General features: G+C 64.1%; 24 protein-coding genes. 7 read left to right on the top strand and 17 right to left on the bottom strand.

Going from position 1 to position 26,532, the window contains the following annotated elements; all coding sequences use genetic code 11:
* Positions 1-152: 152 nt before the first annotated feature.
* From GE253_RS05590 to GE253_RS05565, 6 genes are all read left to right on the top strand, one after another.
* Positions 153-476 (top strand): hypothetical protein, encoded by a 324-nt coding sequence (locus GE253_RS05590; protein ID WP_153203150.1) that lies wholly within the window; start codon positions 153-155, stop codon positions 474-476.
* A 74-nt stretch (positions 477-550) separates the two neighbouring features.
* Entirely contained in the window at positions 551-1,801 is a 1,251-nt protein-coding gene (locus GE253_RS05585) for a TolC family protein (protein WP_153203149.1), read from the top strand.
* Positions 1,798-3,036 (top strand): efflux RND transporter periplasmic adaptor subunit, encoded by a 1,239-nt coding sequence (locus GE253_RS05580; RefSeq protein ID WP_153203148.1) that lies wholly within the window; start codon positions 1,798-1,800, stop codon positions 3,034-3,036. The genes GE253_RS05585 and GE253_RS05580 overlap by 4 nt, the downstream gene beginning before the upstream one ends.
* A gap of 11 nt (positions 3,037-3,047) precedes the next feature.
* The gene (locus GE253_RS05575) at positions 3,048-6,305 is read left to right on the top strand and encodes a CusA/CzcA family heavy metal efflux RND transporter (RefSeq protein WP_153203147.1); all 3,258 of its coding nucleotides are present in this window, start codon (positions 3,048-3,050) and stop codon (positions 6,303-6,305) included.
* 66 nt (positions 6,306-6,371) lie between these two features.
* Positions 6,372-6,797, top strand: a complete 426-nt coding sequence (locus GE253_RS05570) for a hypothetical protein (protein ID WP_153203146.1) — start codon at positions 6,372-6,374, stop codon at positions 6,795-6,797.
* A 312-nt stretch (positions 6,798-7,109) separates the two neighbouring features.
* On the top strand, positions 7,110-9,068 hold the full coding sequence (locus tag GE253_RS05565) for a methyl-accepting chemotaxis protein (RefSeq protein ID WP_173012515.1): 1,959 nt from the start codon (positions 7,110-7,112) through the stop codon (positions 9,066-9,068).
* A gap of 57 nt (positions 9,069-9,125) precedes the next feature.
* On the opposite strand, the gene GE253_RS05560 is transcribed toward GE253_RS05565, so the two are convergent.
* The 14 genes from GE253_RS05560 to GE253_RS05495 form a co-directional block, all read right to left on the bottom strand.
* Positions 9,126-9,635 (bottom strand): TerB family tellurite resistance protein, encoded by a 510-nt coding sequence (locus tag GE253_RS05560; protein ID WP_153203144.1) that lies wholly within the window; start codon positions 9,633-9,635, stop codon positions 9,126-9,128.
* A 41-nt stretch (positions 9,636-9,676) separates the two neighbouring features.
* Entirely contained in the window at positions 9,677-10,129 is a 453-nt protein-coding gene (locus tag GE253_RS05555) for a DUF4112 domain-containing protein (protein WP_153203143.1), read from the bottom strand.
* 19 nt (positions 10,130-10,148) lie between these two features.
* On the bottom strand, positions 10,149-10,295 hold the full coding sequence (locus GE253_RS05550) for a hypothetical protein (RefSeq protein WP_153203142.1): 147 nt from the start codon (positions 10,293-10,295) through the stop codon (positions 10,149-10,151).
* Positions 10,296-10,465: 170 nt separating this feature from the next.
* Positions 10,466-11,146, bottom strand: coding sequence for a Fe2+-dependent dioxygenase (locus tag GE253_RS05545; RefSeq protein WP_153203141.1), 681 nt, complete (start codon positions 11,144-11,146; stop codon positions 10,466-10,468).
* A gap of 148 nt (positions 11,147-11,294) precedes the next feature.
* Entirely contained in the window at positions 11,295-13,661 is a 2,367-nt protein-coding gene (locus GE253_RS05540) for a TonB-dependent siderophore receptor (RefSeq protein WP_211101354.1), read from the bottom strand.
* A 288-nt stretch (positions 13,662-13,949) separates the two neighbouring features.
* Complete coding sequence (locus GE253_RS05535) at positions 13,950-14,672, bottom strand: TetR/AcrR family transcriptional regulator (RefSeq protein ID WP_153203140.1); 723 nt, start codon at positions 14,670-14,672, stop codon at positions 13,950-13,952.
* 132 nt (positions 14,673-14,804) lie between these two features.
* Positions 14,805-15,245, bottom strand: a complete 441-nt coding sequence (locus GE253_RS05530; protein ID WP_348770777.1) for an Lrp/AsnC ligand binding domain-containing protein — start codon at positions 15,243-15,245, stop codon at positions 14,805-14,807.
* Complete coding sequence (locus GE253_RS05525) at positions 15,242-16,654, bottom strand: FAD-binding oxidoreductase (protein ID WP_153203138.1); 1,413 nt, start codon at positions 16,652-16,654, stop codon at positions 15,242-15,244. The genes GE253_RS05530 and GE253_RS05525 overlap by 4 nt, the downstream gene beginning before the upstream one ends.
* Positions 16,648-17,682, bottom strand: coding sequence for a DUF1338 family protein (locus GE253_RS05520; RefSeq protein WP_153203137.1), 1,035 nt, complete (start codon positions 17,680-17,682; stop codon positions 16,648-16,650). The genes GE253_RS05525 and GE253_RS05520 overlap by 7 nt, the downstream gene beginning before the upstream one ends.
* Positions 17,683-17,864: 182 nt before the next feature.
* Entirely contained in the window at positions 17,865-19,370 is a 1,506-nt protein-coding gene (locus tag GE253_RS05515) for an aldehyde dehydrogenase family protein (RefSeq protein ID WP_153203136.1), read from the bottom strand.
* A gap of 213 nt (positions 19,371-19,583) precedes the next feature.
* Entirely contained in the window at positions 19,584-20,654 is a 1,071-nt protein-coding gene (locus GE253_RS05510) for a saccharopine dehydrogenase C-terminal domain-containing protein (RefSeq protein WP_153203135.1), read from the bottom strand.
* A gap of 151 nt (positions 20,655-20,805) precedes the next feature.
* Entirely contained in the window at positions 20,806-21,717 is a 912-nt protein-coding gene (locus GE253_RS05505; protein ID WP_153203134.1) for an SMP-30/gluconolactonase/LRE family protein, read from the bottom strand.
* A 267-nt stretch (positions 21,718-21,984) separates the two neighbouring features.
* Positions 21,985-22,626: a 2-dehydro-3-deoxy-6-phosphogalactonate aldolase gene (locus tag GE253_RS05500; protein WP_247878492.1), complete on the bottom strand. Its 642-nt coding sequence runs from the start codon at positions 22,624-22,626 to the stop codon at positions 21,985-21,987.
* A gap of 2 nt (positions 22,627-22,628) precedes the next feature.
* The gene (locus tag GE253_RS05495; protein WP_153203133.1) at positions 22,629-23,603 is read right to left on the bottom strand and encodes a 2-dehydro-3-deoxygalactonokinase; all 975 of its coding nucleotides are present in this window, start codon (positions 23,601-23,603) and stop codon (positions 22,629-22,631) included.
* Positions 23,604-23,768: 165 nt separating this feature from the next.
* On the opposite strand from GE253_RS05495, the gene GE253_RS05490 reads away from it, so the two are divergent.
* Positions 23,769-24,668 carry a transporter substrate-binding domain-containing protein gene (locus GE253_RS05490; RefSeq protein WP_173012514.1) on the top strand — a complete coding sequence of 300 codons (900 nt, stop codon included), beginning with the start codon at positions 23,769-23,771 and terminating at the stop codon, positions 24,666-24,668.
* Positions 24,669-24,707: 39 nt separating this feature from the next.
* On the opposite strand, the gene GE253_RS05485 is transcribed toward GE253_RS05490, so the two are convergent.
* The 3 genes from GE253_RS05485 to GE253_RS05475 are packed head-to-tail and all read right to left on the bottom strand — an operon-like array spanning position 24,708 to position 26,532.
* Positions 24,708-26,165, bottom strand: coding sequence for a PepSY-associated TM helix domain-containing protein (locus tag GE253_RS05485; protein WP_153203131.1), 1,458 nt, complete (start codon positions 26,163-26,165; stop codon positions 24,708-24,710).
* Entirely contained in the window at positions 26,165-26,359 is a 195-nt protein-coding gene (locus tag GE253_RS05480) for a hypothetical protein (RefSeq protein WP_153203130.1), read from the bottom strand. The genes GE253_RS05485 and GE253_RS05480 overlap by 1 nt, the downstream gene beginning before the upstream one ends.
* Entirely contained in the window at positions 26,359-26,532 is a 174-nt protein-coding gene (locus GE253_RS05475) for a hypothetical protein (RefSeq protein WP_153203129.1), read from the bottom strand. The genes GE253_RS05480 and GE253_RS05475 overlap by 1 nt, the downstream gene beginning before the upstream one ends.

Genomic DNA, 26,532 nt, shown 5'->3' with positions numbered 1-26,532 from the left:
CCAAAACCCGCCCTGTCGTATGGATTCCCGCCTTCGCGGGAATGACGGTGGTGAAATGACAAAGCGTCGGAAAATACGACAATTTTCCAAACAGACACTTACAGCCCTCACCTCCCTTGCGAACCATCCGCAATCACCCTATCTTGTTCCCCATGCGCTGCTTCGCCGCCCTTCTGTTGCTCGTGGCATTCCTGTTCAACGCGCCCGGCATCCATGCCCGGGACGTGATGCCGGACCATGTGCATGGCGCGGCGGATACCGGCACGCCGGATTGCGAAGATGCTTCCCCCGCGCCGGACACCCCGCACGGGATGGATGCGCATCATTGCTGCAGCCATATCCATGTGGCCGATCATGTCCGCCTGACACATGTGTCGGAACCCGCCTTCTGGGAACCGACCCTGTACCGCGCCGATAACGAAACGCCGCCGGCCAGTGCCGAGCCGCACCAGCCCGAAGAACCCCCACGCGCCTGACAAGCCGACCTGAAGCCGGGTGACCGCCCCCCGTGGCGTTCCCGCTATCTGCTTGTCCGCATGTGGGAGTTTCCATGCGCATTCATCTTGTTACTGCCCTGGCGATGGTTATCGCCGGGGTGCCGCTGGCGATGGCGCAACAGGTGCCGGCCAGCCTGACCATAGAGGCCGCCATCGCCCAGGCCCTGGAGACGGGGCCACGCACCGCCGCCGCCCAGGCCCGCCGGCAGGCGGCGGCCGCCGGTGTCGATCAGGCCGATGTCGCCCCCAATCCTGAACTCTCCGTGGAGATGGAGAATTTCCAGGGCTCCGGTCCCTATCGGGATTTCCGCAGTTCCGAGCGCACCTACAGCCTGTCCCAGAGGCTGGAACTGGGCGGCAAGCGGGGCGCGCGGGTGGATGCCGCCCGCGCCGGTCTTTCCCGCGCTACCTATGATCTGGAGATCAGCCGGCTGGACCTGACGCGCGATGTGCGGCTGGCCTTTGCCGAGGCCCTGGCCACCGAGGCCGATATGGCCCTGGCTGAAGATCAGGTCCGTCTGGCCGGAGAGGTTGAAAGGGCGATCCAGGCCCGGCTGGATGCCGGGCGGGAAGCCCCGATCCAGTTAAGCCGGGCAGAAATCGCCCGACGGCAGGCTCAGATGGTACTGGATCAGGCCAAACGCCGCGCCAACCTGGCCCGGCAGATGCTGGCCGGGCTGACCGGCATCCAGCAGCCGGGCCTACGCTTGGTGGATGATTGGTTCACCCGGCTGGACAGCGCCCCAGCCGCCCAAACGGGGGAAACGGCGGACCTGCTGCGCCAGCAGACCGCCGTGCGTCAGGGCCGCGCCGATCTGGCGGTGGAACGGGCCAAAGCCATTCCCGACGTGACGGTCTCTGCCGGCTTCCGCCAGTTCCGGGAGGGGAACAATAATGCCTTCCTGGTTGGCGTCAGCGTGCCGATTCCCGTGTTTGACCAGAATCGGGGGGCGATTGCCCGCGCGCGCGCAGAACTGACGGCGGCAGAGGCCGATCTGGCGGCCGAGCGGATTGACCGCGACCGGCGGCTGGCTGCCGCCCAGGCCAATCTGGATGCCGCCCGCGATGGTGCCACCGCCCTGAAAGAACAAATCATTCCCACGGCGGAAACGGCCTTCGCCGCCGCCCAGGAAGGCTATCGCCAGGGCAAGTTCGCCTACCTGGAGGTGTTGGAGGCGCAGCGCACCCTGTTTGAGGCGCGGCGCGACCTGATCAACACACTCCAGGGCTTTCATAACGCGCGGGCTGAGCTGGACCGGCTGACCGCAACCGCCGCCGTGACCGGCGCAGAGGGGGCACGATGACCAAGAATTTCCTGCTGATCGGTGTCTGTCTGGCAGCCCTGGCCACCAGCGGCGCACCCCATGCCTTCGCCGGTCCCGGCGACCACGCGCCCAAGGACGAAAAACACGCCGAGGGCGATGGCCACAACCACGCTGCCGAAGGCGGCCATGCGCATGGCGAGGAGGAGGAAAGCGACGGCAATGTGCATCTGACGACAGAGCAGATTGCCAAGGCCAAGATCAACCTTGTCGCCGCCGGCCCCGCCGCCGTCACCGGCGAGGTGCGGGTGATGGGCAGCATCACCGCCGATGCCGACCGGATGAGCAGCGTTACCACCCGCCTTCCCGGCGTGGTGGTGGATCTGCCCAAGCGGCTGGGCGACAGGGTGGCGGCGGGCGAGGTGCTGGCCGTGCTGGACAGTACCGAGATGGCCGACGCCAAGGCCGCCTATCTTTCCGCCCAGCGTCAGGAGGGGCTGGCCGCCGGCACCCTGAAACGCGAGGAAGACCTCTGGCGCAAGAAAATCTCGGCCGAGCAGGATTATCTGGACGCCCGCACCAATGCCGAAACCGCCCGGATCAGCCTGGATGCCGCCCGCCAGCGGCTGGGCGCACTGGGCCTGAGTGCCAGCGATATCAAGGCTTTGCCCAGCCAGAACCCCGCCAGCCTGGCCCGGCTGGAATTGCGGGCCCCCATCGCGGGGCGCATCACCGCCCGCAACCTGCAGCGCGGGGAGCTGGTGGCGGCGGAGAAGGAGGCCTTTGCCATTGCCGACCTGTCACAGGTCTGGGTGGAACTGCCCGTCTATGCCGCCGACCTGCCCCAGGTGCGGGAGGGCCAGCGGCTGGTATTGAAGGGCCATCATGGCCAGCAGGGCGACGGAAAGGTGATCTTCGTCGCCCCCACCATCGACCCGGCCACGGGTGCCGCCCGCGTGGTGGCGCAGGTGGATAATGCCGAAGGCCACTGGCGCCCCGGTGATTTCACCAGCGGTGCCATTGAAACCGGTGGCGGGGAACCGGCGGATCTCACCGTGCCCGCCTCTGCCCTGCAAATGCTGAAGGGCGAAACCGTGGTGTTTGTGCGCAATCCAGAGGGGTTTGAACCGCGCGTGGTGGAAATCGGCCGCCGTAACAGCAGCGTGGCGGAGGTGCTGTTCGGCCTGTTCCCCGGCGATCAGGTGGCCACCGGCAATACCTTCCTGTTGAAGGCCGAGGCATCGCGCGGGGCAGCCGCCCATTCGCATTCACATTGAGGAACGTTGGCATGATCGAACGTATCCTCACCTTCGCCATCCAGCGCCGCTTTCTGGTGGTGCTGCTGGTGGCGGTCGCCGCCGCCTTTGGGGTGCAGTCGCTGCGGCAACTGCCCATCGATGCGGTTCCAGATATCACCAACAACCAGATCCAGATCACCACGCTGGCCCCGGCCCTGTCGCCGTTCGAAATCGAACAGCAGGTGACATATCCGGTGGAAACCGCCCTGGCCGGCATTGCCGGGCTGGAAAGCACCCGCTCCATCTCCGTCAACGGCTTGTCGCAGGTGACGGCCATTTTCGGGGAGAAGGTGGATATCTATTTCGCCCGCCAGCAGGTGAGCGAGCGGCTGACGGAGGCCAAGGAACAGCTTCCCCCCGGCCTTGCCCCTACCATGGGCCCGATCTCCACCGGGTTGGGCGAGGTCTATATGTGGACGGTGGAATATGCGCCGTTCGATACGGTGAAGGCGGAGGCCGGCAAACCCGGCTGGCAACCCGATGGCAGCTTCCTGACCCCGGAAGGCGAAAGCCTGACCAGCGAGGTGGAGCGGGCCACATATCTGCGCACGGTGCAGGATTGGATCGTCGCCCCCCAGATGAAGGGGGTGAAGGGGGTAGCCGGTGTGGACACGATCGGCGGCTATGTCCGCCAGTTCCATGTCATGCCCGACCCGGCCCGGCTGATCGCCTTCAACCTGACCTTTGCGGAGCTGGGCCGGGCGCTGGAACGCGCCAACCAGAGCCTGGGGGCCGGGCAACTGGAGCGCAATGGCGAGCTGTTCATCGTGCGCTCGGACGGGCGCATCGCCACGCCCGACCAGATCGCCCAGGTGGTGGTGGCAACGCGGGAGGGGGTGCCGGTGCGGCTGGGCGATGTGGCCGCCATCCAGCCGGGGCAGGAGGTGCGCACCGGCAGCGCGTCGGAAAATGGGCGTGAAGTCGTGGTGGGCACGGCCCTGATGCTGGTTGGCCAGAACAGCCGCACCGTGGCCGCTGCCGTGGATGCCAGGCTGGAGGATATCCGCCGCTCCCTGCCCGCCGGCATCATGGCCAAGACGGTGCTGGACCGCACCGATCTGGTGAATGCCACGGTGAAGACCGTGGCCAAGAACCTGACAGAAGGGGCATTGCTGGTCATTGCCGTGCTGTTCCTGCTGCTGGGCAATATCCGGGCGGCGCTGATCACCGCCCTGGTCATCCCGGTGACCATGCTGCTGACGGCCACCGGTATGCTTAAGGCCGGTGTCAGCGCCAACCTGATGAGTCTGGGCGCGTTGGATTTCGGCCTGATCGTCGATGGGGCCGTCATCATCGCGGAAAATTGTCTGCGCCGCCTGGGCGAACGCCAGCACCATGTCGGTCGGGTACTGAGCTTGCGGGAACGGTTGAGCGAGGTGACCATCGCCGCCAAGGAGATGATTCAGCCCTCCGTCTATGGTCAGGCCATCATCATTACCGTTTATCTGCCGCTGCTCACCTTTACCGATGTCGAAGGCAAGATGTTCGAGCCGATGGCCCTGACGGTCATCATCGCCCTGGTGGCGGCCTTCATCCTGTCGCTGACCCTCGTGCCCGCCCTGATCGCCATCTTCGTTTCCGGCAAGGTGGAGGAGAAGGAAAACATCATCATCCGCAAGGCCAACGCCGCCTATCTGCCGCTGCTGGATAAGGCGTTGAAGGCACCGTTGCGGATGGCGGCATTGGCCGCCCTGCTTTTCGGCGGCAGCCTGCTGTTCTTCAACCAACTGGGCCAAGAATTCATCCCGCAACTGGATGAAGGTGATCTGGCCTTGAATGCCTTCCGTATCCCCAGCACCGGGCTGGATCAGGCGACCGGTCAGCAGTTGGAGATCGAAAAGACCATTACCGCCTTCCCGGAGGTGGCCTTCGCCTTCTCCAAAACCGGGACGGCGGAAATCGGCACCGACGTGATGCCGCCCGGCATCTCCCACATGTTCGTGATGCTGAAGCCGCGCGACCAGTGGCCGGACCCGTCGCTGTCCAAGGCAGAACTGGTCAAGCGGCTGGAAAAGGCCGTGGGAGCCCTGCCGGGGCAGGTCTACGAGGTCAGTCAGCCGATCCAGCTTCGCTTCAACGAATTGCTGGCCGGCGTGCGGGGCGATGTCGCCATCAAACTGTTCGGTGATGATTTCGACACGCTGTTGGCCACCGCCAACCAGATCTCCGCCGTCGTACAAGCCGTGCCGGGTGCCGCCGATGTTCGGGTGGAACAGGTATCCGGTGCGACATACCTGAATATGGAAGTCGACCGGGCCAAGGCCGCCCGTTACGGCCTGTCCGTCGCGGATGTGCAGGAAGTGCTGGCCATGGCCGTGGGCGGCTTGGAAGCCGGATTGCTGTACCAGGGCGACCGGCGGTTTGATATCGTCACCCGCCTGCCGGACGCCCTGCGCAACGACCCTGCCGCCCTGGCCGCGTTACCTATCCCGTTGCCCGCTGAAACGGTGGCTGGCCGGGGGGAAGCCGCCGTGCGCACCGTGCCATTGGGAGAGGTGGCAAGTTTCAACATCGCCGAAGGCCCCAACCAGATCAGCCGCGAAAACGGTAAACGCCGCATCGTGGTACAGGCCAATGTGCGCGGTCGGGATATCGGTTCCTTCGTGGCCGACGCACAGGCCCGTATCGCCACCCAAGTGACCGTGCCCGCCGGTTACTGGATCAACTGGGGCGGCCAGTTTGAAAACCTGATCGCCGCGCGTGAGCGGTTGATGGTGGTGGTGCCGGCCTGTTTCGCCCTGATCTTCCTGCTGCTTTACAGCGCCTTAGGCTCCGGTCGTGATGCCGCCCTGGTGTTCAGCGGGGTGCCGCTGGCGTTGACGGGCGGCATCCTGGCCCTGTTCCTGCGCGGGATGCCGTTTTCCATCTCCGCCGCCGTCGGCATGATCGCGCTTTCGGGTATCGCCGTGCTGAACGGTCTGGTCATGCTTTCCTATATCCGCCAGTTGCGGATCAAGGGCAGGACACTGGAACAGGCGGTGCGGGAGGGGGCGCAGACCCGACTGCGCCCGGTGCTGATGACGGCGCTGGTGGCCAGCCTGGGCTTTGTGCCGATGGCCCTGTCCACCAGCCCGGGGGCGGAGGTGCAGCGCCCCATCGCCACCGTGGTCATTGGCGGGCTGATCACCGCCACCTTGCTGACCCTGCTGGTACTGCCAGCACTCTACCGTCGCTTCGCCGGGCCGCTGGCCGGCGAGGGCGAAGAGGCGGAAGGGGATGCCCCGGCCCTGCCGGCTTCCCCTCATTGAACCATTGCCCACCCGGCGGTCCCGCCGCCGGGTTCCCCCTCCCTTTCATCAAACAAGGAGTTCATCATGCTGAAAATTTTCCTGCTGGCCACCAGCCTGCTGTTCACCGCCGGCAGCGCCCTGGCGGCCGAAAATCATGCCCACGGACATGGCCATGATCATTCCCATGCCGCAGATGCCAAAGGCCCGCATGGCGGTATCGTGCAAAGGCTGGCCGGGTTTGAGGCGGAACTGGTGTTGGCGGATGGCACGGTTCAGCTTTATCTGCTGGATGTGGCCACCGACAAGCCCGTGTCGGTTGAGGGCATACAGGCCAGCCTGCTGTTCACCCAGGGCAGCACCCGCAAGGGTACGCTGGTGCTGGCCCCGGCGGGTGACCATCTGATAGCCAATGGCACAGCACCGGAAGGAGCAGATGCAATGATCAGCCTGCGGACCAAGGACGGCAAATCAGGTCAGGCCCGGTTCGAACTGGGCGGCCACGCGCACTGAGGATATTGAGAGCCGAGTTTTCGGGACAGGCGTGAACCACCTTGGGCTTTTGCTCATCCACCAACGCACGGATCGGGCCTTTCAGCACGATCCGTGCCAAATACTATATTAAGCAGAGCATTTTTCATTACGACACCGAACCTATTTCATTGAAATTCTTTTAAAGATTTTATTAACCATTATTACCATCTACTAAAGTATAGGCTATACCGTCGAAGTAAGGATTCGGCCTTCATTTGCCACAAACAGGCGTTTAACGTTTTTCCTATAATAGAATCTTCTACCGATCACCGTCCGTATATGAGGAAAAACATGCGCTTGATCGATCTCTCGATCCTTTCAAAATTGGGCGTGTCCTTCGGGGCGGTGATCGCTGTCGTTCTGGGGGCTGGCATGGTCACCACCGACGGGCTGAACCAGTTGGATGAGGCGCTGCAGCGCAACAGCCAGTCCCAGGAAATGCTGCAGATCCTGGCAGAAGCAGAGTTGGCCAGCACGCGGCAGGAATCCTCCGTGCGCGGTTATATGGCCACGGGAAATGCCAGTTTTGTTGAGCAGTACCGCAAAGCCGGCGGTGATTTCGAACATGCGATGCAGAAAGCGCAGCAACTGGCAACAGAGGCCGAACAACAGCAGCGGCTTCAGGATCTATCGCGCGTGGCGGCAGATTGGCGGCAGAAGGTGGGGGATCAGGAAATCGCCTTGATGGCGCAGCCGGATGGCGTAGCCAAAGCCAAAGAAATTGCCAACGGCCCCACGGGCCGTGCCCTGCAGGCAAAACTGCACGATACTGTCATTGCCGCGCTAACCGCGGAGCAGCGTCGCCTGGCCCAAATTGTCGAAGCAGCGGAAGTAGAAAAGCAGCACGCGATGGTCGCCATCTGGGGCGGCGCCATCCTTGTGGCCATCTTTGCCATGCTGCTGGCGCTGCTGCTGTCCCGGCTGGTGGCGGCACCATTGCACAAGGTGGCGGAAATCCTGGCGAAGCTGAGCCGGAATGAACCAGTGGCCCCCTTGCGCTGGGAGCGTCGTGATGAAATCGGCCGTATCGCCAACGCCACCGATGCGTTGGGGGAAACGGTGACCCAATGTTTCGCCCAGGCGCAGATGATCGCTGAATTGCCGCTGGGGGTGATGACCTGTGACCCGGCCAATGATTTTCGCATCACCTATATGAACAAGCAGAGCCAGAAGGTGCTGAAGACCATTGAGAACCTGCTGCCCTGCAAGGTGGATGAGATGGTGGGCAAGTCCATCGACATCCTGCACAAGCATCCCGAACATCAGCGGCGCATCCTGGCCAACCCGGCCAACCTGCCGCACAATGCCAAGATCCGCGTCGGCGGCGAGGTGATGGATCTGCGCGTCAGCGCCATCCGCGACACGGCCGGCAATTATGTTGCCCCAATGCTGACCTGGTCACTGATCACCCAGCAGGTGAAGCAGACGGACGATTTCGAGGCTAATGTGAAGGGCGTCGTCGATCTGGTCAGCCAGGCGGCCGAGGAAATGGCGAATGCCGCCGTGAGCTTGAGCCAGACGGCTGAGCGGGCCCACGACCAATCCGCTGCCGTGGCCGCTGCCGCGCTGCAGGCCAGCACCAATGTCGCCACGGTGGCCTGCGCCACCGAAGAACTGGCCGCCTCCATCCAGGAAATCGGTCGTCAGGCGGAAGCCGCCAATGGCCGGACCAGCAAGGCGGTGGAAGATGCCGGCCATGCCGACACGTTGGTGGCGCAACTGGCCGATGCGGCGCGCGAGGTGGGGGAAGTTGTCGATCTGATCAATGCCATTGCCGCCCAGACCAACCTGCTGGCCCTGAACGCCACCATTGAGGCCGCAAGGGCGGGCGAGGCCGGCAAGGGCTTTGCCGTGGTCGCCAGTGAGGTGAAGGGTCTGGCCAACCAGACGGCAACCGCCACCGACCGTATCCGCGACAAGATCGCCGAAATCCAGGGCGCCAGTGATCGGGTGGGCAGCGCCCTGCGGGGGATCACCCAATCGGTGCGCGATGTGCATTCCACAGCGGCAGCCATCGCCGCGGCGGTGGAAGAGCAACAGGCCGCAACACGGGAAATTGCCAGCAATATCACCCAGGCTGCGGCTGGCACGCAGGAGGTGACGCAGAACATCACCGGCCTGAACCAATCCACCAGCGAAACCGGCGACGCCGCGCAGCAGGTGAGCACCGCCGCCGGCGAGCTTTCCGGCGGGGCCAGCCGGCTGTCGCGCCAAGTGGCGCAGTTCTTGGCGAATGCCCGCGCGGCTTAAAGACTTCGGAAAAGGGAGGGGTGGCGACCTGCTGTCGCCACCCCCTTTATGCACGGTTCAGTGCTGGCCAGACAGGCCAACCTTGAAACCGGGCTGGTTCATCGGGTGGTTCTGGTCTCGGAACACCGAGCGGTCACTCTTCATCATGATGACCTCAAAATACGGCCGGAACTCCTCATCCGTGATGCCGAAAGCCTGCTGGGTTTTGTCGAAGAAGACCCGTTCCTCCGGCTCCGCCTCGCCGTCGGCCAGCGCGCTATCCACCAGATTCATCAGGATGCAGAGGCGCTGTGCCGTGGTCAGCACCGGTGTGGCCTCGGCCAGGAACTGTTCATGGCTGTGGCTGCGGACATATTTGAAGGCAGAGTCCAGCAAGGCCTGGTTATTAGCACCAACGCCAATAACGCCGCCCTTGCTGTCACCGCCGATCACCGCCAGCAGATGGCCCACCTCTTCGGGGTCCATCTCGCCATCGGCGGCCATGGTGTAGATCAGGGCGATGGTGAACGCCTTGTGCGGCGTCATCTGCTCGCCCTTGTCGCTCTTGAACATACTGAACAAGCTCATGGAATCACATCCTGCCAAGTTATATGTTTGGTAAACATCCCTCAAAGGGCGGCGGCCGTGCCATCAATCAGCGGCCCACCCCGGGGATCACGGAAAGGATGCGCGCCATCCAGATGACGGCGCAGCAGCCTCATATTGCGGTCATTGGCCTTGAAGACGAAATCAGCCGCCCAGCCGACCAGGGGGATGGCCCCCAGCACGGTATCCAGCGCCACATTCCCAGCCATGCGGACCAGCAGGGCACGCGGCACCCGCAGCCGGGCCGCCTCCAGGATCAGCCAGGCGGAAATGCTGCCGCTGGCCAGCGTCCCCAGACCGGGGATCAGGTTCAGCAGCGGGTCCAGCCCGAAGCGCCAGCCGAGCAAGGGCAGGCGGAAGGCATTGTCCAACAGACCGGAAACACGCTCCAACCGTCGCCGCACACGCCAGTGACGATCGGAAAAGCCAGCGCCGGTTGCCAGAACCGGGGCATAGGAGCGCAAACGCGGGGACATTCGGGGCGGCCTTTGCGCGTCAGATCGCGGCCAACCACCAAGCCCCCAGCCGCTGCCGACGCGGCCAGGACAGCCGGAACAATCCCGACCGCCGGCCTGCCCGCGCACGACGCAGCGCGGTGGCAACCTGGGCGAAGCGGATAATGTAGGGCAATTGATAGGTCATAACAGGCTCCTTCACGACCAAGCGACAGCTTCGTCCAAGGAGTCCGACATCACGTGGCGTTAAACCACGTCAGAGGGGCCCGGACCCGAGACTGACCTGATGTAAGAAGCCATGCCGCATGGCACAAGCCCTGCCGGACAAAAATATTCAGCGACCACACCGACCACCCATCACACATCCGCCCAGAGCCGCAGCAGGTTATGATAGCTGTTGGTCAGCGACAGCACACCCGGATGGTCGGGCACATCCTGGTTCAGCCGCACAATGGCCATATCCATATCGAACAGGATGCGGCGCTGCGCATCATCGCGGATCATGCTTTGCACCCAGAAGAAGGAAGACACGCGCGCGCCCCGCGTCACCGGCCGGACATGGTGCAGGCTGCTGCTGGGATAAAGCACCATGTGACCGGCCGGCAGCTTCACCTGCTGGGTGCCGAACAGATCCTCGATCACCAACTCCCCGCCATCATATTCGTCGGGCTCGGCGAAGAACAAGGTGCAGGACAGGTCGGTGCGGAGGCGCTGGCCGGTGCCCGCCACCAGTCGGATGGCATTATCGACATGGGCGCCGAAATGCTGCCCCCCCGCATAACGGTTGAACATCGGCGGCAGGATGCGGGACGGCAAGGCCGCCGACATGAAGAGCAGGTTGCGCGACAGCGCCTGCAGGATCATCTGCCCCAGTTCCTGCGCCACCGGGTGATTCTCCGGCAGTTGGGCATTATCCTTCACCTTGGCGGATTGGAAACCGGCGGTCCCCTTCCCATCCACCCAATCGGCCGCATCCAGGGTCGCGCGGGCCTGCCCCACCTGTTCAGGGGTCAGCACATTGGGGATGGCGATCAACATGGCGCATATCCTGGTGAAAACGGCAAGGGAGCCAGCTTATAGCGAATGCACCTGAGAGCTACTCTGATTTGCATCAATACCCCCATGAAAAAGGGGAGCGGCTGTGCGGCCGCTCCCCTTCCCCCTTGTAGCGCTCTTCAGCGTCAGATCAGAACGTGTAGCCGACCGTCAGCGTGGCATTGCGCCCCGTGCCGGGGTTGGCCCAGCCATTGGTCGGGTTGCTGCGGATCTTGGTGTAATAGGTCTCGTCAAACAGGTTCGTGACATTGAGCTGCAGCTTCACCTGATCGTTCAGCTGATAAGAGACAGCGGCGCGGTGGACCCAATAGCCCGGCACCTTGTACATGGCCAGGGCGTTGGAATTATTGGGCAGCATCTTGCCCTGATAGGTCACACCATAACCCAACTGCACCCCGACCGGCAGGTCATAGGTGGTCCAGATGCTGAAGGCATGGCGCGGCGTGGCCGTCAGCACCGCGCCTTGACCACCATTTGCCCCAGCCAGCGCGCTGGCGCAACTGGCCTGGGTCGGGTTGGCAAGGCAGTAATCGGAAACACCCTGCAAGACCTCGCTGTCCAGGAAGGTGTAGTTGGCGAAGATACCCCATTCCGGCGTGACGTGACCGGCAGCGCCCAGGGCGACACCATCCACCCGCGACTTGCCATCCAACTGCTGATCCGGCACGCCCGGTTCGTTGGACGCCACCTTGTAGTTGGTGCGGTCGTTGCGGAAGATGGCGGCGGTCAGCGACAGTTGCTCATCCAGCACATCCCACTTGGTGCCCAGTTCAATGTTTTCCGCCGTTTCCGGCTTCACATTGCAGGTCGGGTTGGTGGCGGAAGTGGAGCAGGCACCATTGACGGCACTTTGTGACGGCGTCTTGGAATTGCCATAGCCGATATAGATCGAGCCAAAGGGCAGCGGCTTATAGACCGCCCCGACGCGCCAGGAGAACAGATGCTCCTTGTTGCTGGCCGTCGGATTGACCGTGGTGGTCTTGCCGGTGGCCGTATAGGCGTAGCTGGTGCTGTGATAGTCACCATCGGTGCGCTCCCAGCGCATCCCGCCATTCAGCTCAAACTGCTCGGAAAGCTGGGTGCGGTCGAACAGATAAACCGCCTGGTTGTTCAGCGTGGAATCGACATCGCTGGTGACGGTGAAATTATCCGGCCCAGTCCAGACGCTGTTGGGATTGGCGATGGAGATCGGCACAAAGCTGGCCGTCGGCACCGTGCCGTTGGGATTGCGCAGGCGATTACCCGACTTCTGGTCGAACTTCTCCGACGAGATCGCAGCACCCAGCACGATATCATGCTTGATGCTGCCCGTCTGCAGCGAGGCCTTCAGATCGGTCTGGTTATAGAAGATGCTGGTATCGGCATCGCGGGTGATGCCGCGATTGGTGCTGGGCGTGAAGATGCCCGCCGGGGTACAGCGCGCCCCGGTATAGGCATTAATGCCATTGGCCAGACACCAGGTACCCTGCAGATAGGAAGTGGTGACCAAGCTGTCCACCTGCTGCCAGCGGGTCAGGTTGCTGATCGACAGCGTGTCGTTGAAGCGATGATCCACCTTCAAGGTGGCCATGTTCAACGTACTCTCCTGCGTGTCGATATTGCTGTAGCCGTAATAGGCCTCACGATCAATACCGGCCAGCGGCCCGTGTGACACGGCGTTCAACCCATAGGGCACGCCATACAGCGGGATATTGTCATCCTGCTGATGGAGATAGCTGATGGAAACCTGGGTATCGGTATTCAGGCCCAGGGTGATCGACGGCGCGATGCCCCAGCGCTTGGCATCCTCCACATCGCGCTTGGGCACATCATTGCGGTGCCACATGCCGTTCAGGCGGATGGCCGTATTCTCATCCAGCAACTGGTTGGTGTCGACCGTGGCGCGGTAATAATTATCCGTACCGATGCCGGCGGTTGCCTTGGTGAAGCTATCATCCTGCGCCACCTTGCTGACCATATTGATGGTGCCGCCGACGGAGCCAGAGCCGTTGAACACGGAGTTGGCGCCGTTCGTCACCTCGACCTGCTGCACATTGAAGCTGTCGCTGCGCACATAGGCACCGCTGTCGCGCACGCCATCGATGGTGATGTCGCTGTTGGCGGAATAACCGCGCAGATTGACACTGTCGGAACCACCGGCCCCTCCCTCACCCGCGCCAAAGGTAATACCCGGCACGGTGGACAGGATGTCGGTCAGCGAAATCAGGTTCTGCTCCTCCATCACCGCCTTGGGAATGACCGTGATGGTCTGCGGCGTGTCGCGCAGCGGGGCGACATATTTCGGGGAAGCCACCCGCTCCGGCGGCTTCTTCTCATTGGCCACGCCCTGGCCTTCGACGCTCAGCGTCGGCAGCATCATGGTACCACCGCTGGCATTGCCCTGCTGGGCCGGTTGCGCCAGGGCGGGGGCGGCCACCGCCGACACCACACCCGCAGAAAGCGCCGCCATCAGGGCCATACGGCCACGCACCAGATTCGAACCCGACTTCTCTTCCATTTCAGAGACCCTTCCCTTCACCGTTTGTTTCGGTGAGCAATTCATTATCAATGTTATTCGCATACGAAAAATCAGGACCGGACAGTCCTGGTCATTCCGCTGCCATGCCTTCACAGCCGCAAGGCCTGAAGAATATTTGGCTGCGCGCACGATATTGCGAACAATTCACATTAACAATGCTGTCGCATCGGGTACGGGATACCCGCGCCAGCACACCGTTTTCACATAACATATTGAAATAAATATATTTTTTTATTGGTCGGGCAGCAGCGCAGCCCAGCCCGTCACTCAAGGCATGGCTTTATCGCCGGGGGGAGCGGTTTTGTCGCCACAGATCGCGCGGAAACCGGCGGCGATATAGCGCGGCATCCGGGCCCGCACCGCCGCAACATCGTTTGACGCCAAAGCACCGCCGGAGAGTCGCTCGATCCGGCCGGTCTGGGCGAAGGCCAGCAACATGGCGCCGGAGAGGAACTGATAGCTCCAGAGCAGATCCTCTTCTGTCGCCCCCGGCAGGATGGGGCGCAGCACATCCAACAGGCGATGAATGACGGGATCAAAATAACGGGCCATGGTCTGCCCGCCCCAGTCGGGCGTGTTGTTCACCTGCGCCAGCAGGGCAAAATAATCCGACCAGCCGCGCCCGCCCGCCGCCCAGATATCCAGCATTGGGCCGACAAAGGCCTCAATCACCCCTTCAACCGTCAACCCCTCCGGCCCCGGATCGGCCTGATAGCGGTTGAGGGAGGCGATGCGCGCCCGGTTCAGAATGTCCGCCCGGCGCAGGAACACCGCATCGAACAGGCCCATTTTGGTACCGAAATAATAATGGGCAAGCGCCACATCCACCCCGGCCTCGCGGGTGATCTGGCGCACGGTGACGCCGTAGAAGCCATGCCGGGCAAACAGCTTCTCCGCCGCGTCCAGTATCCGCTCCCGCGTTTCCTCGCCCTTCTCAGATCGGGGGCCGCGCGCCACCACGCTGCCGAACGGTTCACCGCCTTGTTCCAACTGTCTCCCCACAAACACGCCCGGGCCACCGGTGAGCGGTCCGATGCCAAGGTCACCCGCGCGCAGCGATACGTCAACTCCAACAAAAAACGCAGCGACGGCAGCGACCTGGCGCGGAAGGCCGGTTTGGTGTCAGCGCCGGAACTTGTCCGACAGCACCAGCGACGACATGGTGCGCTCTACCCCCGTCACCAGACCCAACTGGTCCAGCACCCGGTCGATATCCTGCACGGTCGGGGCGGCGACCACGGCCATCATGTCGTAACTGCCGGAAATGGCGCTCAGCGATTCCACCTCCGGGATGCGCTTCACATCGCCGACGATGCGGGCAATCATTTTCGGGTTGGTGGAGAGCAATACATAGGCGCGGATCAGCCGGGCGGTGGCGTAATCGCTGCGCAGCGTATAGCCCTGGATGATGCCCAGCCGTTCCAGCCGGGCAATCCGCGCCTGCACGCTGGACCGCGCCAGCCCCAGCTTGCGGGCCAGCGATGCCGTGGGTTCGCGCGCATTGGCGCGCAGCAATTGCAGCAGCGCCAGATCGGTGCCGTCCTGCTCCCCCGTTTCCGTCACCAGCGCACCCGCCCCAGCAGCCCATCCGCATCCAGATGGTTCTGCAGCAGCCGGGCCAGCGCCTGCTGGGCCGGGTCGGCATGGATCTGGTGGTGGGCCAGATTGACCGGGCCGACCCCATGTTCCCCGCTATAGCTGCCATCATAGCGGCCCACCAGCAGGTCATAGATGCCACGGCGCACGCCATCCACCCGGTCAGGCGGGTAATCAGCATCCAATTCCTTGGGGATCACCAGATTGAAATGGTCGCCGCCATCACCGCGATGGCCGAAACCACAGATCAGCAGGCCCGGATGGTTGGCCCGCACCCAAGCCGTCGCCTCTGCCCGGAACGCGCTCATCTTGCCGCGCGCGAGCGAGATATCCAGCCCGATCACCCGGCCCAGGCCCCGCAACCCCTCTGAAATGGCGTGGCGCAGCGCCCACAGTTCCGCCGGGGGGCCGGGAATGGCATCGGCGATCAGGCCACTCTCATAGCCCTGTTCCAGCACCGCCAGCAGCAGCGCCTCCAGGTCCAACTGATCAGCCCCGGTGGTGGACATCAGTTCCACCAGCAAGGTTTCATCCGGCGGCGGGCCGCCGAACGGGTTGCGCAACTGGGGCCGGTGGTGCAGGGCCGCCTTCAGGGCCGGCCCGCTCATGCTTTCAAAGGCAGAAAGGAACTCCCCCGCCTGCCCATCCAGCAGGGCCTGGATCGGGCCGATGGCGTCCAAATCGCGCGGCACCACCAGGGCGGTGACTGTCTGTTTCGGCAGCGGCAGCAGGTCCAGTACGGCGGCGGTGACGATGCCGAAGCTGCCGCCCGTGCCGATGAAAAGCTGTTTGAAATCCAGGCCCGTGCTGTTCTTGCGCAGGCCCTTCAGGTCGCCGGCGATGCGGCCATCGGGCAGCACCACCTGCAATGACAGCACATTGCGCCGCGCATCGCCATAGCGCAGCACCCGCGACCCGCCGGCATTGGTGGAGATCATGCCGCCGACGCTGGGGCTGGCGGAAATATCAATGGGAAACCACAGGCCGTGTGGGGCCAGCTTCTCATTCAGCCGGTCCAGATCCCAGCCGGCCCCCACGGTGACGGCGCGGTTGGCCATATCCAGATCAAACAGCCCGGTCAGGCGCGACAGCGACAGCACCAACTGTTCGCCCGACCCATCGGGCACCGACGCCCCGACCAGCCCGGTATTGGCCCCCTGCGGCACCAGCCGCACCTTGTGCAGGTGGCACAGGCGCAGGATGGCGGCCACCTGTTCGGCGCTGTCCGGCCGCACCACCGCCAGTGCCCGCCCGCCGCCATAGCGTGCGGCGGTCTGATAGGGGGCCAGATCGCCCGCCTCGCTCAACACGTGACGCGGGCCGACGATGGCGGCCAGGCTGGTGATGAAGGCACCCAGATCCATAAGGCTCAACACTCCGCAGCGGGTCCGGCTTTCTGTGCTGCCGTCATCTTGAAGATGCCCTGCGCGTTGGAACTGTCAAACCGCAAATCCAGGCCGCTGCTACGCGGCCCCGGCGGGGCCACCACGTCGCGGGAGATGAACTCATAGAAGGAACCGGGCACCGTGCGGGTAACGGTGCTGCCATCGGCGGCCAGGAAGGGCCGTTCCACCTGGGCCGCCCGGATGGCCGTCTGCCGCACGCTGCCCTGGGCGGAGATTTCCACCTTCTCCTTCATCGGGAACTGGCGCAGCTTCAACTCTTCGGCATGGGCCAGCACGTCGGGTACCCGGTCGGTGGCATGGTTGAAACGGTTGCCTTCCGTGGCGATCCAGCCCATTTCCGCCGAGGCGGCCAGGACGGTTTCATAATCCGCCAGCGCCGGCACCGGGTGCTGGCGGTCGAAGCAGCCGGCCAGGGTGGGCAACAGTTCCACCGCATCGGCCAGGGGCAGGAAGCGGCGGCTGGCCAGCCGGTCTAGCGCTTGCTTGGCCCAGGATGTCAGCGGATCGCGGGAATTGCCGAAGATGCGCGATGCCGCCTGTTGCACCGGTTCGGGGAAGCGGTCGGGGTGGATTTCGCTGACGAAATATTGCGCGATATCTTCGGGGAAATCGCGGTGGGCATAGGCCCGGCCGGTCATGCGCAATTTATCCAGCGGATAAATCCCGGCCACGGCATAACCCAGCGGTTCCAGAATCCGACCGAAGGCGGCGGTGCCGCCGGGCAGGTCGCCCGTTGCCATATCCACCGTGCGCAGGGCGCCATGGTCGAACACCAGCCGGGCGCGCTGCGATTGTTCGGCAACATAGCGCGTGCCCTCCGGCACCTCCTCCAGCAGGCGCTGGAACAACACCATGGACAGGGCCATGGAGAGCACGGCGCGCGGCACGTCTGGCCCCTCGCTGGTCCGCAGGTCGGGGCGGATATCCAGCAGCCCCAACAACCGCCCGCTGTCGGCTTCACCCAGGGTGGCGCTGGTCAGGATGGACAGGTGGCTCATGGTTGGGGGCCTTTCTGGTTGGGGGGAGATCAGCTTGGCGCCCCCTTTACCGTCACCCCGGCGCAGGCCGGGGTCCAGGGGCCAAAAGCGCCTCGCTCTACGAAACTGGACCCCGGCCTGTGCCGGGGTGACGGTAGAGAGGGGGAGTCATGGTGCGCTATTTTGGAGGTCGTTCCCCCCCCTCACCCCATCTCCGGAAACTCAATCCCCTGTGCCAGGGGCAGCGAGGTGCCGTAATTGATGGCGGAGGTCTGGCGGCGCATATATTGTTTCCAGGCGTCAGACCCGCTTTCGCGCCCGCCGCCAGTTTCCTTCTCGCCCCCGAAGGCCCCGCCGATTTCCGCCCCACTGGGGCCCATATTGACATTGGCGATGCCGCAGTCAGACCCATCGGGGGCCAGGAAGCGCTCGGCCTCCAGCAGGTCGCGGGTGATGATGGAGGAGGACAGGCCCTGCGGCACGTCATTCTGCAACGCCACCGCTTCCTCGAAATCGCTGTAGCGCAGCACATAGAGGATGGGGCCAAACGTTTCGTGCTTCACGATCGCCGTCTGGTCCGGCATCTCCACCAATGCGAGATAGGCGTAATACGCATCTGGGAACGTTTCGGCCAGCGCCCGCCCGCCGCCATGCACCACGCCACCCTGCGCCTTCGCCTGGGTGAGCGCCGCCTCCACCGCGTCAAAGGCGGGTTTGTCGATCAGCGGCCCCATCAGGGTGCCAGCGTCGCGCGGGTCGCCCGGCTGGATGGCGGCAAAGGCGGTTTTCACCGCTGCCACCACCTTGTCATAGCAATCTTCATGCACGATCAATCGGCGCAGGCTGGTGCAGCGCTGGCCCGCCGTGCCGACGGCAGCGAACAGGATGGCCCGTACCGCCAGCTTCAGGTCAGCCGAGGGGGTGACGATCATGGCATTGTTGCCGCCCAGTTCCAGGATCGACCGGCCAAAGCGCCCGGCCACCACCGGGGCGACGTCGCGGCCCATGCGGGTGGAACCGGTGGCGCTGACCAGCGGGATACGCGGATCGGCAGCGAGCTTTTCCCCCACATCCTTCAGCCCGAACAGCAGTTCCGACAGGCCTGCCGGCGCATCACCAAACCGGGCCAGCGCCTTTTCAAACAACTTCTGCGTGGCCAGCGCCGTCAGCGGAGTCTTTTCCGACGGCTTCCAGATCACCGGATCGCCGCAAACCAGGGCCAGCGCGGCGTTCCAGGCCCAGACGGCGACGGGAAAATTGAAGGCGGTGATGATGGCGACCGGCCCCAGCGGCTGCCAGGTTTCCACCATCCGGTGGCGCGGCCGTTCAGAGGCGATGGTCAGCCCGTGCAACTGGCGCGACAGGCCGACGGCGAAGTCGCAGATATCAATCATCTCCTGCACCTCGCCCAGCCCTTCCTGGACGATCTTGCCGGCCTCCAGCGTCACCAGCGCCCCCAGATCGGCCTTATGCTCCCGCAGCACCTCACCAAACAGGCGCACCAGTTCCCCGCGCCTTGGGGCGGGAACGGTGCGCCAGACCTTGAAGGCGGCAGCAGAACGGGCAATGGCGGCTTCCACCTGTTGGGGGCTGTGGGCCTGAACCGCCCCGATAACGGCGCCATCAATGGGGGAGCGGGAGAGGATGTCGCCATCGGTGACAAGGCCGGTAAGGCCAAGCCGGTGCAGCAGGGCGGAAAGGTCGGACATGGGGCAGGCCTCCGGTATGTATATGGATGGGCGGTTTTTTGGGCTTTGGTGTTATTCAATACAGGGTACGCACCATTTTACCGTCATTCCCGCGAAGGCGGGAATCCAGACAACGGTGCCATTACCAAAGCAACTTCTAATTGATGCGTCTGCTGGATTCCCGCCTTCGCGGGAATGACGGTGGGAGAGGGCAGCAGCCAGTTCCTCTAATCCTCACGCATAAACCTTGCCGAACCGGTTAGCCAGGAAGCGGTCCAGCTTCATCTCCTCCTGCCGGACGAAGCCCTTGGCCGGCAGGTGGCCTTGCGCCTGCAGATCCAGCATGGCGCAGATGCCGGCCGCCGTGCTCATCTGGATGGCCGACAGGAAATGGCCATCCACCTCTTCGCCATGGATATGGCGGACGATGCTTTCCTGTTCCAGCCGGCCATGGCGCTTGCCGGACACGGTGCAGAAGACCAACACCACATCCTGCATGGTGATGGGCAGAGCTTCTTCCAGCACTTCCTTCAACAGGTCGCGCCGGCGGGCCAGCCGCAAATCTTCCACCAGCAGCTTGATCAGGGCGCAATGGCCCGGATAACGGATGGATTTATAGGTCAGGTTCTCCACCCGGCCCGCCAGCGTCTCCACCAGCGATCCCAGCCCGCCCGAGGTGTTGAACGCCTCATAGGTCACCCCTTCCAGGGCGAATTCCTCCAGGTCTTCCAGCGGCGGCAGCTCCACCTTATGGCCGTCCTGCACCGCCTCGCACGGGTTCAGATATTCGTTGATCAGCCCATCGGTGGACCAAGTGAGATTATATTTCAAGGCATTGGTGGGATAGCGCGGCAGCGCGCCGACGCGCAGCTGCACATCGCGCAAACTGTCGAACCCTTCCGCCAGCCCATGCGCGGCGATGGAGACAAAGCCGGGTGCCAGCCCGCATTGCGGCACAAAGGCGCTGTTGGCCTTGGCCGCGACTTCCTTCACCACGCGGGTGGAGGCGACATCTTCGGTCAGGTCGAAATAATGGATGCCGGCATCAAAGGCGCCATAGGCAATGGTGGAGGTGGCATGGAACGGCAGGGCGTTCAGCACTGCATAGCGCCCCGCCATGGCGCGGCGTAGGGCCGGACCATCTTGGATATCCAGTTCCAGCGTCTCCACACCCAGATCGGTGAAGCGTTTCAGGGCGGCGGCACTATGGTCGGCCACCGTCACCTTGTAATCGCCGCTGCGGCGCAGCAGCAGCGTGATGGCAAGGCCGATCTTGCCGGCACCCAGCAACAGAATGTTCTTCATAACGCCCTCACCTTCCTGGATTATTTTCATCCATGGTCAGGGCTGGGGCGACCGGCGGGAAGCCGGCGAAGTGACGGAAAGACGGATAAGTATCGGCGGATAGACGGTTTGGCCGGCGAATTGCCAAACCGTCTATCCAACAGATTCCCTATCAGGCGGGCAGGCTGGGGAAGCCGGGCTTCGGGGTGAAGCGGCGTTCCGGCCGGCCGCGATGGCCGGTGCGATAGGCCAGCAGATTGCCGGCCTGCGGCTGGGCGACCAATGCCTCCTCTGACAGATCGACAGAAGCCGTCGTCACCAGCAGCAGGTCCAGATCCTTGCCACCAAAGGCGACACAGGTGGGCTGTGACGCCGGCACCGGCAGGATCAGATCAATTTCCCCATCCGGGCGGAAGCGCACAATGCGGGAAGCACCCCATTGCGCACTCCAGAGATAACCGTCGGCATCCACCGTCGCCCCATCGGGCGAGGCCCCATCAGGCGTGCGGGCAAAGGGGCGGCGGTTGGCCGGCAGCCCCGTCGCGGCGTCCACATCATAGGCGTACATTTCGCCGGGAATGCTGTCGGCAAAATACATGGTGGTGCCATCCGGGCTCCAGCAGGTGCCGTTGGAGATGTGGAAGCCGCCTTCATGCCGGGTCACCGTGCCATCACCGGCCAGGGTGAACTGGCTGCCCAGGTTAGCAGCACCGGCCTTGGCGGCGTCCTCCACCATGGTGCCAGCCCAGAACAGGCCGTTGGGTCCGACACGGCCATCGTTGAAGCGGATGCCGCAGCCGCTTTCCAGCAACTGGTCGATCCAGAGCAGCCGGCCGCTGGGCGGATCGAACAGGGCGAACCCCTGCTCAAAGGCGCAGACCAGCGCATCCATCCCCTCCACCAGCCCGAAGGAGCCGAGGCGCTGCGGCGTGGCGAAGGTTTCCAGAATGCCGCCGGGCGTCCAGCGATGCATCCGGCGGCCGACAATATCGGTCCACCAGGCCACACCCTTACGGTCATCCCACAGCACGCCCTCGCCCAGCCCGTCACGGGTAGCGACAATCTCGATCGGTTCGATAGTCATGGTTTCCCCCCTTATTCAGTATTTGCTTGAGAGCGGCACCGGGATGGATGTGGGCGGGTGGTGCAATGAGACTGAGAAAAGTCTACCTGTCCCGCATCGTCACCGCAGTTCCCTAACCGTCACCCATGCTGCGGCCGGGGTCCAGGGGCCAAAGGCGCATTGCTCTATGAAACTGGACCCCGGCCTTCGCCGGGGTGACGGTAGAGAGAACAGAAGTAGCTGATCAGATCTTCAGCCCTGAACAAACGGAACAGGACCAGCCCCCGCTCACCCTTTCGCGCAAGCCGCCACCAAGGCGGCGGTGCGGCGGTCGATTTCGGCCAGATCGCGGCCGGGCTGGTAAATCTCCGACCCGATGCCGAAGCCGACGGCACCGGCCTGACGCCAAGACTCCATCTCCGCCGCACCCACGCCACCCACGGCATAGACACCGACCTCACGCGGCAACACAGCCTTGATGGCCTTCAGATGGCCCGTCCCCACCGTGGCGGCGGGGAACAGCTTGATATGGCGGGCACCGGCACCGATGGCGGCGAAAGCCTCCGTCGGGGTCATGAAGCCGGGGAAAGGCACCAGCCCCCGTTCCACCGCGCGGCGGATCACCGAAACATCACTGTTGGGGGTAACGATCAGCCGGCCGCTGGCATCGGCCACCCGGTCGACATCCGCCGGGGTCAGCACCGTGCCGGCGCCATGCAGACACTGGTCGCCCAAAGCTTCCCCAAGACGGCGGATGCTTTCAAACGGGTCGGGGGAGTTCAGCGGCACCTCGATCACCCGGATGCCATGGCCGATCAGCACGCGGGAAACGTCCAGCACCTCGTCCGGCGTCACCCCGCGCAGGATGGCTACCAGCGGCACGGCGGACAGATATTTGTTCAGCAGGTCGGCAGCTTTCTTTTCCATCATCCTCACCATTGGGTCCGTTCCATCACGGCGGCCAGTCCCGCCAATACGCAATCCCCACCATCCAGCCGGCGGCTGGGCACAGCCAGCAGCGACAAAGCCTCGGCATAAAGCCCCGTCAGGGCCGGTTCGCCCACCAGCACGACGGTGGCGGCGCGCTCCCCGGCGGTGGCCGGGAACAGGCTGATCGCCTGGGCCACATCGGCGCCGATGATCAGGCCGGACAGGAAGCTGCCGGCCAGGGCCGGGTCCAACTGGCCACGCATCTGGCGGGCGCGGGTTTCAAACAGCCGGTGCAGGATGGCCCCACCCGACGCCACACCGCGTTCCGCCCCCTGGCGGAAGGTGGCGGCATCGGTGGGGGCCTTGCGGTGCGGCGGCGGCACCAGCACCGACCCGCCATTCAGCAGGGCGAACAGTTCCCCGGACAGGGCCGTCTGAAAGGTCTCCACCACGCCGTCATGCACCAGGGCCCATTTGGCATGAGTGCCGGGCAAGCAGATCAGGTGGCGGCCACGGCGCAATTCCGGGTGCAGCGCCAGCAGGCCGATCAGCTGGGTTTCCTCCCCCCGCATCACATCGGGGGCACCGGTCGGGTTGACACAGGCCAGCCCTGGCACGATGCGCACACCGGGCCGCACCTCCAGCAAGGCCGATCCCAGCGCCTCCGCCCCCGCCGGGCAATCCAGATAGGGGGTCTGTACCCAGCCGATGGAGGAACCGACCATGCCGGCCAGCAGCACCGGCAGGCTGCCATGCTGGGCCACCCAGGGACGGGTCAATTCGTCCAGCAATTCCCCCGCCTTGCCGCCCGCTGTGGCAATGCCGGGCCCATCCACCCGCGCCTGCACACCACCGGGGCCATTCAGGTAAAGGCGCAGGTTGCTGGTCCCCCAGTCACCGGCAATGTAAAGCCTTGTCATCTCGCCATTCCCATCCCAGCGCATCCGCCCTTGCCCGGTCGTCGTATTATCTCTCATTTATATGATAATTTTTCCCCTGCCAAGGGTGGGGTGGCGATAAGGCGCACCGGGCGGCCACCCCATACAAAAGCATAGGCCCTATCAATTTGATATTGTTGGAGGCTGCAATTTTCCGCCCCATTGGCTAGGATGATGAAAACAAGCAAAAGCGGAGGGTCCGCGATGCGGGCGGCCTTTAACCGGCTTCTGGCAGGGGTCTGGCTGATAGCGCTGCTGGCGGGGGCAGCCAGCGCGCAGGCCCCGGTGGAATACCGGATCGAATATAATGGCTCTGCCGCCGGGCAGAATGTCCGCTCCTATTACCGTGACCTGATCGAACTGGTGCTGGCGCGCACCCAAGCCCGCTTCGGCCCGGCGCGCCTTGTGGATGTGCCGGGCTCCAGCCCGCAGGGGCGGCTGCTGGCCATGCTGGAACATGGCCAGTTGGATGTACTGTGGACCGCCACCAGCCGGCAGCGCGAAAGCCAGGCTCTGGCCATCCGCATTCCACTGGATATGGGATTGACCGGCCAGCGGGCGCTGGTGATCCGCAAGCAGGATGTGGCCCGCTTTGATGCCATCCGCGATCTGGATGATTTGCGACGATTCAAGGCCTGCCAGGGTGCCTATTGGCCGGATAATGACATTCTGCGTGCCGGCGGCCTGCGCGTGGTCGAATATGACTGGATCGACCTGGCCTATCCGGCCATGCGCACGCACGAATGCGATTACCTGCCCCGCGCGGTGAATGAGATTGATGGGGAGGTGGCGACGCTCGGCGGCGACGATCTGGTGGTTTATGACCGGCTGATCATCGCCTATCCCATGCCGATGTATCTGTTTGTCTCCCGCAACAATGTAAAATTGGCCGAGCGGCTGCAGGCGGGCCTGGAAGGGCTGGTCGCGGATGGCGGCCTTCGCCGCTTCATGGAGCACCACCCGGCCACCGCTGGCGTTTTCCGGCCCAACCGCTTTCTGGGGGTACGGGTGTTGCGGCTGAACAACCCGGACCTGCCACCAGGAACCCCGCTGAGTGACCACCGGCTGTGGCTTGATCTCGCCGGCCTTTTCCCACCCGCGTGAAGCAATTCCGTCACTTGGCCCCCAAATGTTCAGCACGGATTACCCAGGGGCATTGCCCATGCCCTGGTTGTTGGTGCCGACGCTTGAGGAAAGCCAGACCGGGCGAACCAGCCAGAGAGCCATGCCCAGCAGGCTGAGATCGGTGAGCAGCACAGGGATCACCGCCCCCCCGGTCCATGGCAGCAGCCAATGCCGCCCTGCAATCAACAGCAAGTAGGCCGTCGCCAGCCCCCAGGCGAAGACCGGATGATACAGCCACCCTGCCCAGCGGGTCAGATTGAGCGTTACAACGACCAGGGCGGTAAGCCCCAGCAGGAGCCAGGGCGTCTGGCCGGCAAACAGGTTCGCCGCCAGCAACAGCAGGGGCAGAACGGCATAAAGCTGGTTATTGGCCCGATAAAGACGGCAGGACAGGCTGCTGGCCCCATCTCCCGCCTTGCGCAGCCACAGCAGTTTCATGCCGCTGTCGATTACCCACAGGCACAGCAGGCTGAGCAGGATATAGACGACCAGCACCACGGTGCTGCCGAAGCGGGCATAATGGATGGGGCGGAGCGCGCTTTCCAGCGCGCCCCAGATGCCGCCAGCCGGGGCCGTCTGCACCAGCCGGACGGGACCGCCGGCAAGGTCGCAGAGGGCACGCACACTTCCCCCGCCTTCGCCCCACCATTGCAGGCTGCGCAGGCGCAAAAGTCGAACCTCCACACGGTCACCGTTCCGGTTGATCCCGGCAAAGCGCGTCTCCGGTGCGGCCGCCAGCGCGTCCGTAACGCAGCGATCCAGCCGTCCCAGTTCGAGCGACCGGGTGGCGTCTGGCTTCTCCGGCTTTTCCCCCATCACGCCCAGCGCTTGCGAAAGGGGGGCTGTTGCAATCTTCAGCCCGAGAATGGCACCGGTCAGTGCCATCAGCAGCAGAAACGGCGTCAGCCAGAGGCCAATACGCTTGTGGCTTTCACTGAGATCCAGCAGCGCCGAACTGCGCCGCCAGCGCCAGGCATCGCGGATCTGCTTGCCATGGATGAACAGGCCGGTGCCCGCCAGAATGGTGATCAGCGCCCCGGTCAGCCCCATGGCCAGCCGCCCCCAGGGCTTGGGCAGCAGCAGATCGGTGTGGATGCGACGGAACAGCCCGTCAGCGGCAAGATTGTTCCAGGGTGCCCGCAATCCGGTCGCCGGGTTGACCATCAATACCTGTGGGGCCCCGCTGCCGGGAACAGGACCGGCATAGACATGAAAGGGCCGCAGGGGCGTGGGGGCCAGCAGATTCCAGTTATCCCCCACATCCCCGCCCTGCAGGGTGAAATCCAGCACCGCCATGGGGGACAGGGCGGGACTGTCGAAGGCTGCGGCCACATCGGCCCGCAGCCACGGCCGCGCCAGATCGGCATAAAGCGACAGGATGCCCGTCCAGATCGACCAGGAGATCAACAACAGAAAAACCAGACTGACAGCCCCATGCATGGCCAGCAGCCGCTTGGCGATTTCCTTGGCGGTCATCAGTCCTTTTCCTTCACCGTTTGCCACAGGGCGGCGAACAGCAGCAAAATCCAGCCCAGATTGCCGGTGATCAGCACGGCAAAGCCCAGCGCATCCCCCCGCAGCCCCGCCGCCCGCAACAGCAGGACGGCGAGCGCCAGGCAGGCGGGCAACCCCACCACCAGGGTAAGCAGGGTGACAAGCAGCGTACGCATCAGCGTCGCTTCCCGCGATAAAGCCAGCTGAGCACCGTGCCACCGATGCCCAGCAGGAACAGTGCCATGATGATACCCGGACCGGTGCCCAGCAGCGCGATGGCCGCGCCGCCGGCCGCCAGCTCGAACAGGGCCAGCAGGGCCCAGGCTCGCTGCGGATCGTGCGCCATCAT

This window comes from Niveispirillum sp. SYP-B3756, assembly GCF_009495745.1.
Taxonomy (GTDB): domain Bacteria; phylum Pseudomonadota; class Alphaproteobacteria; order Azospirillales; family Azospirillaceae; genus Niveispirillum.
This window is presented reverse-complemented; position numbering and strand designations above follow the sequence as displayed.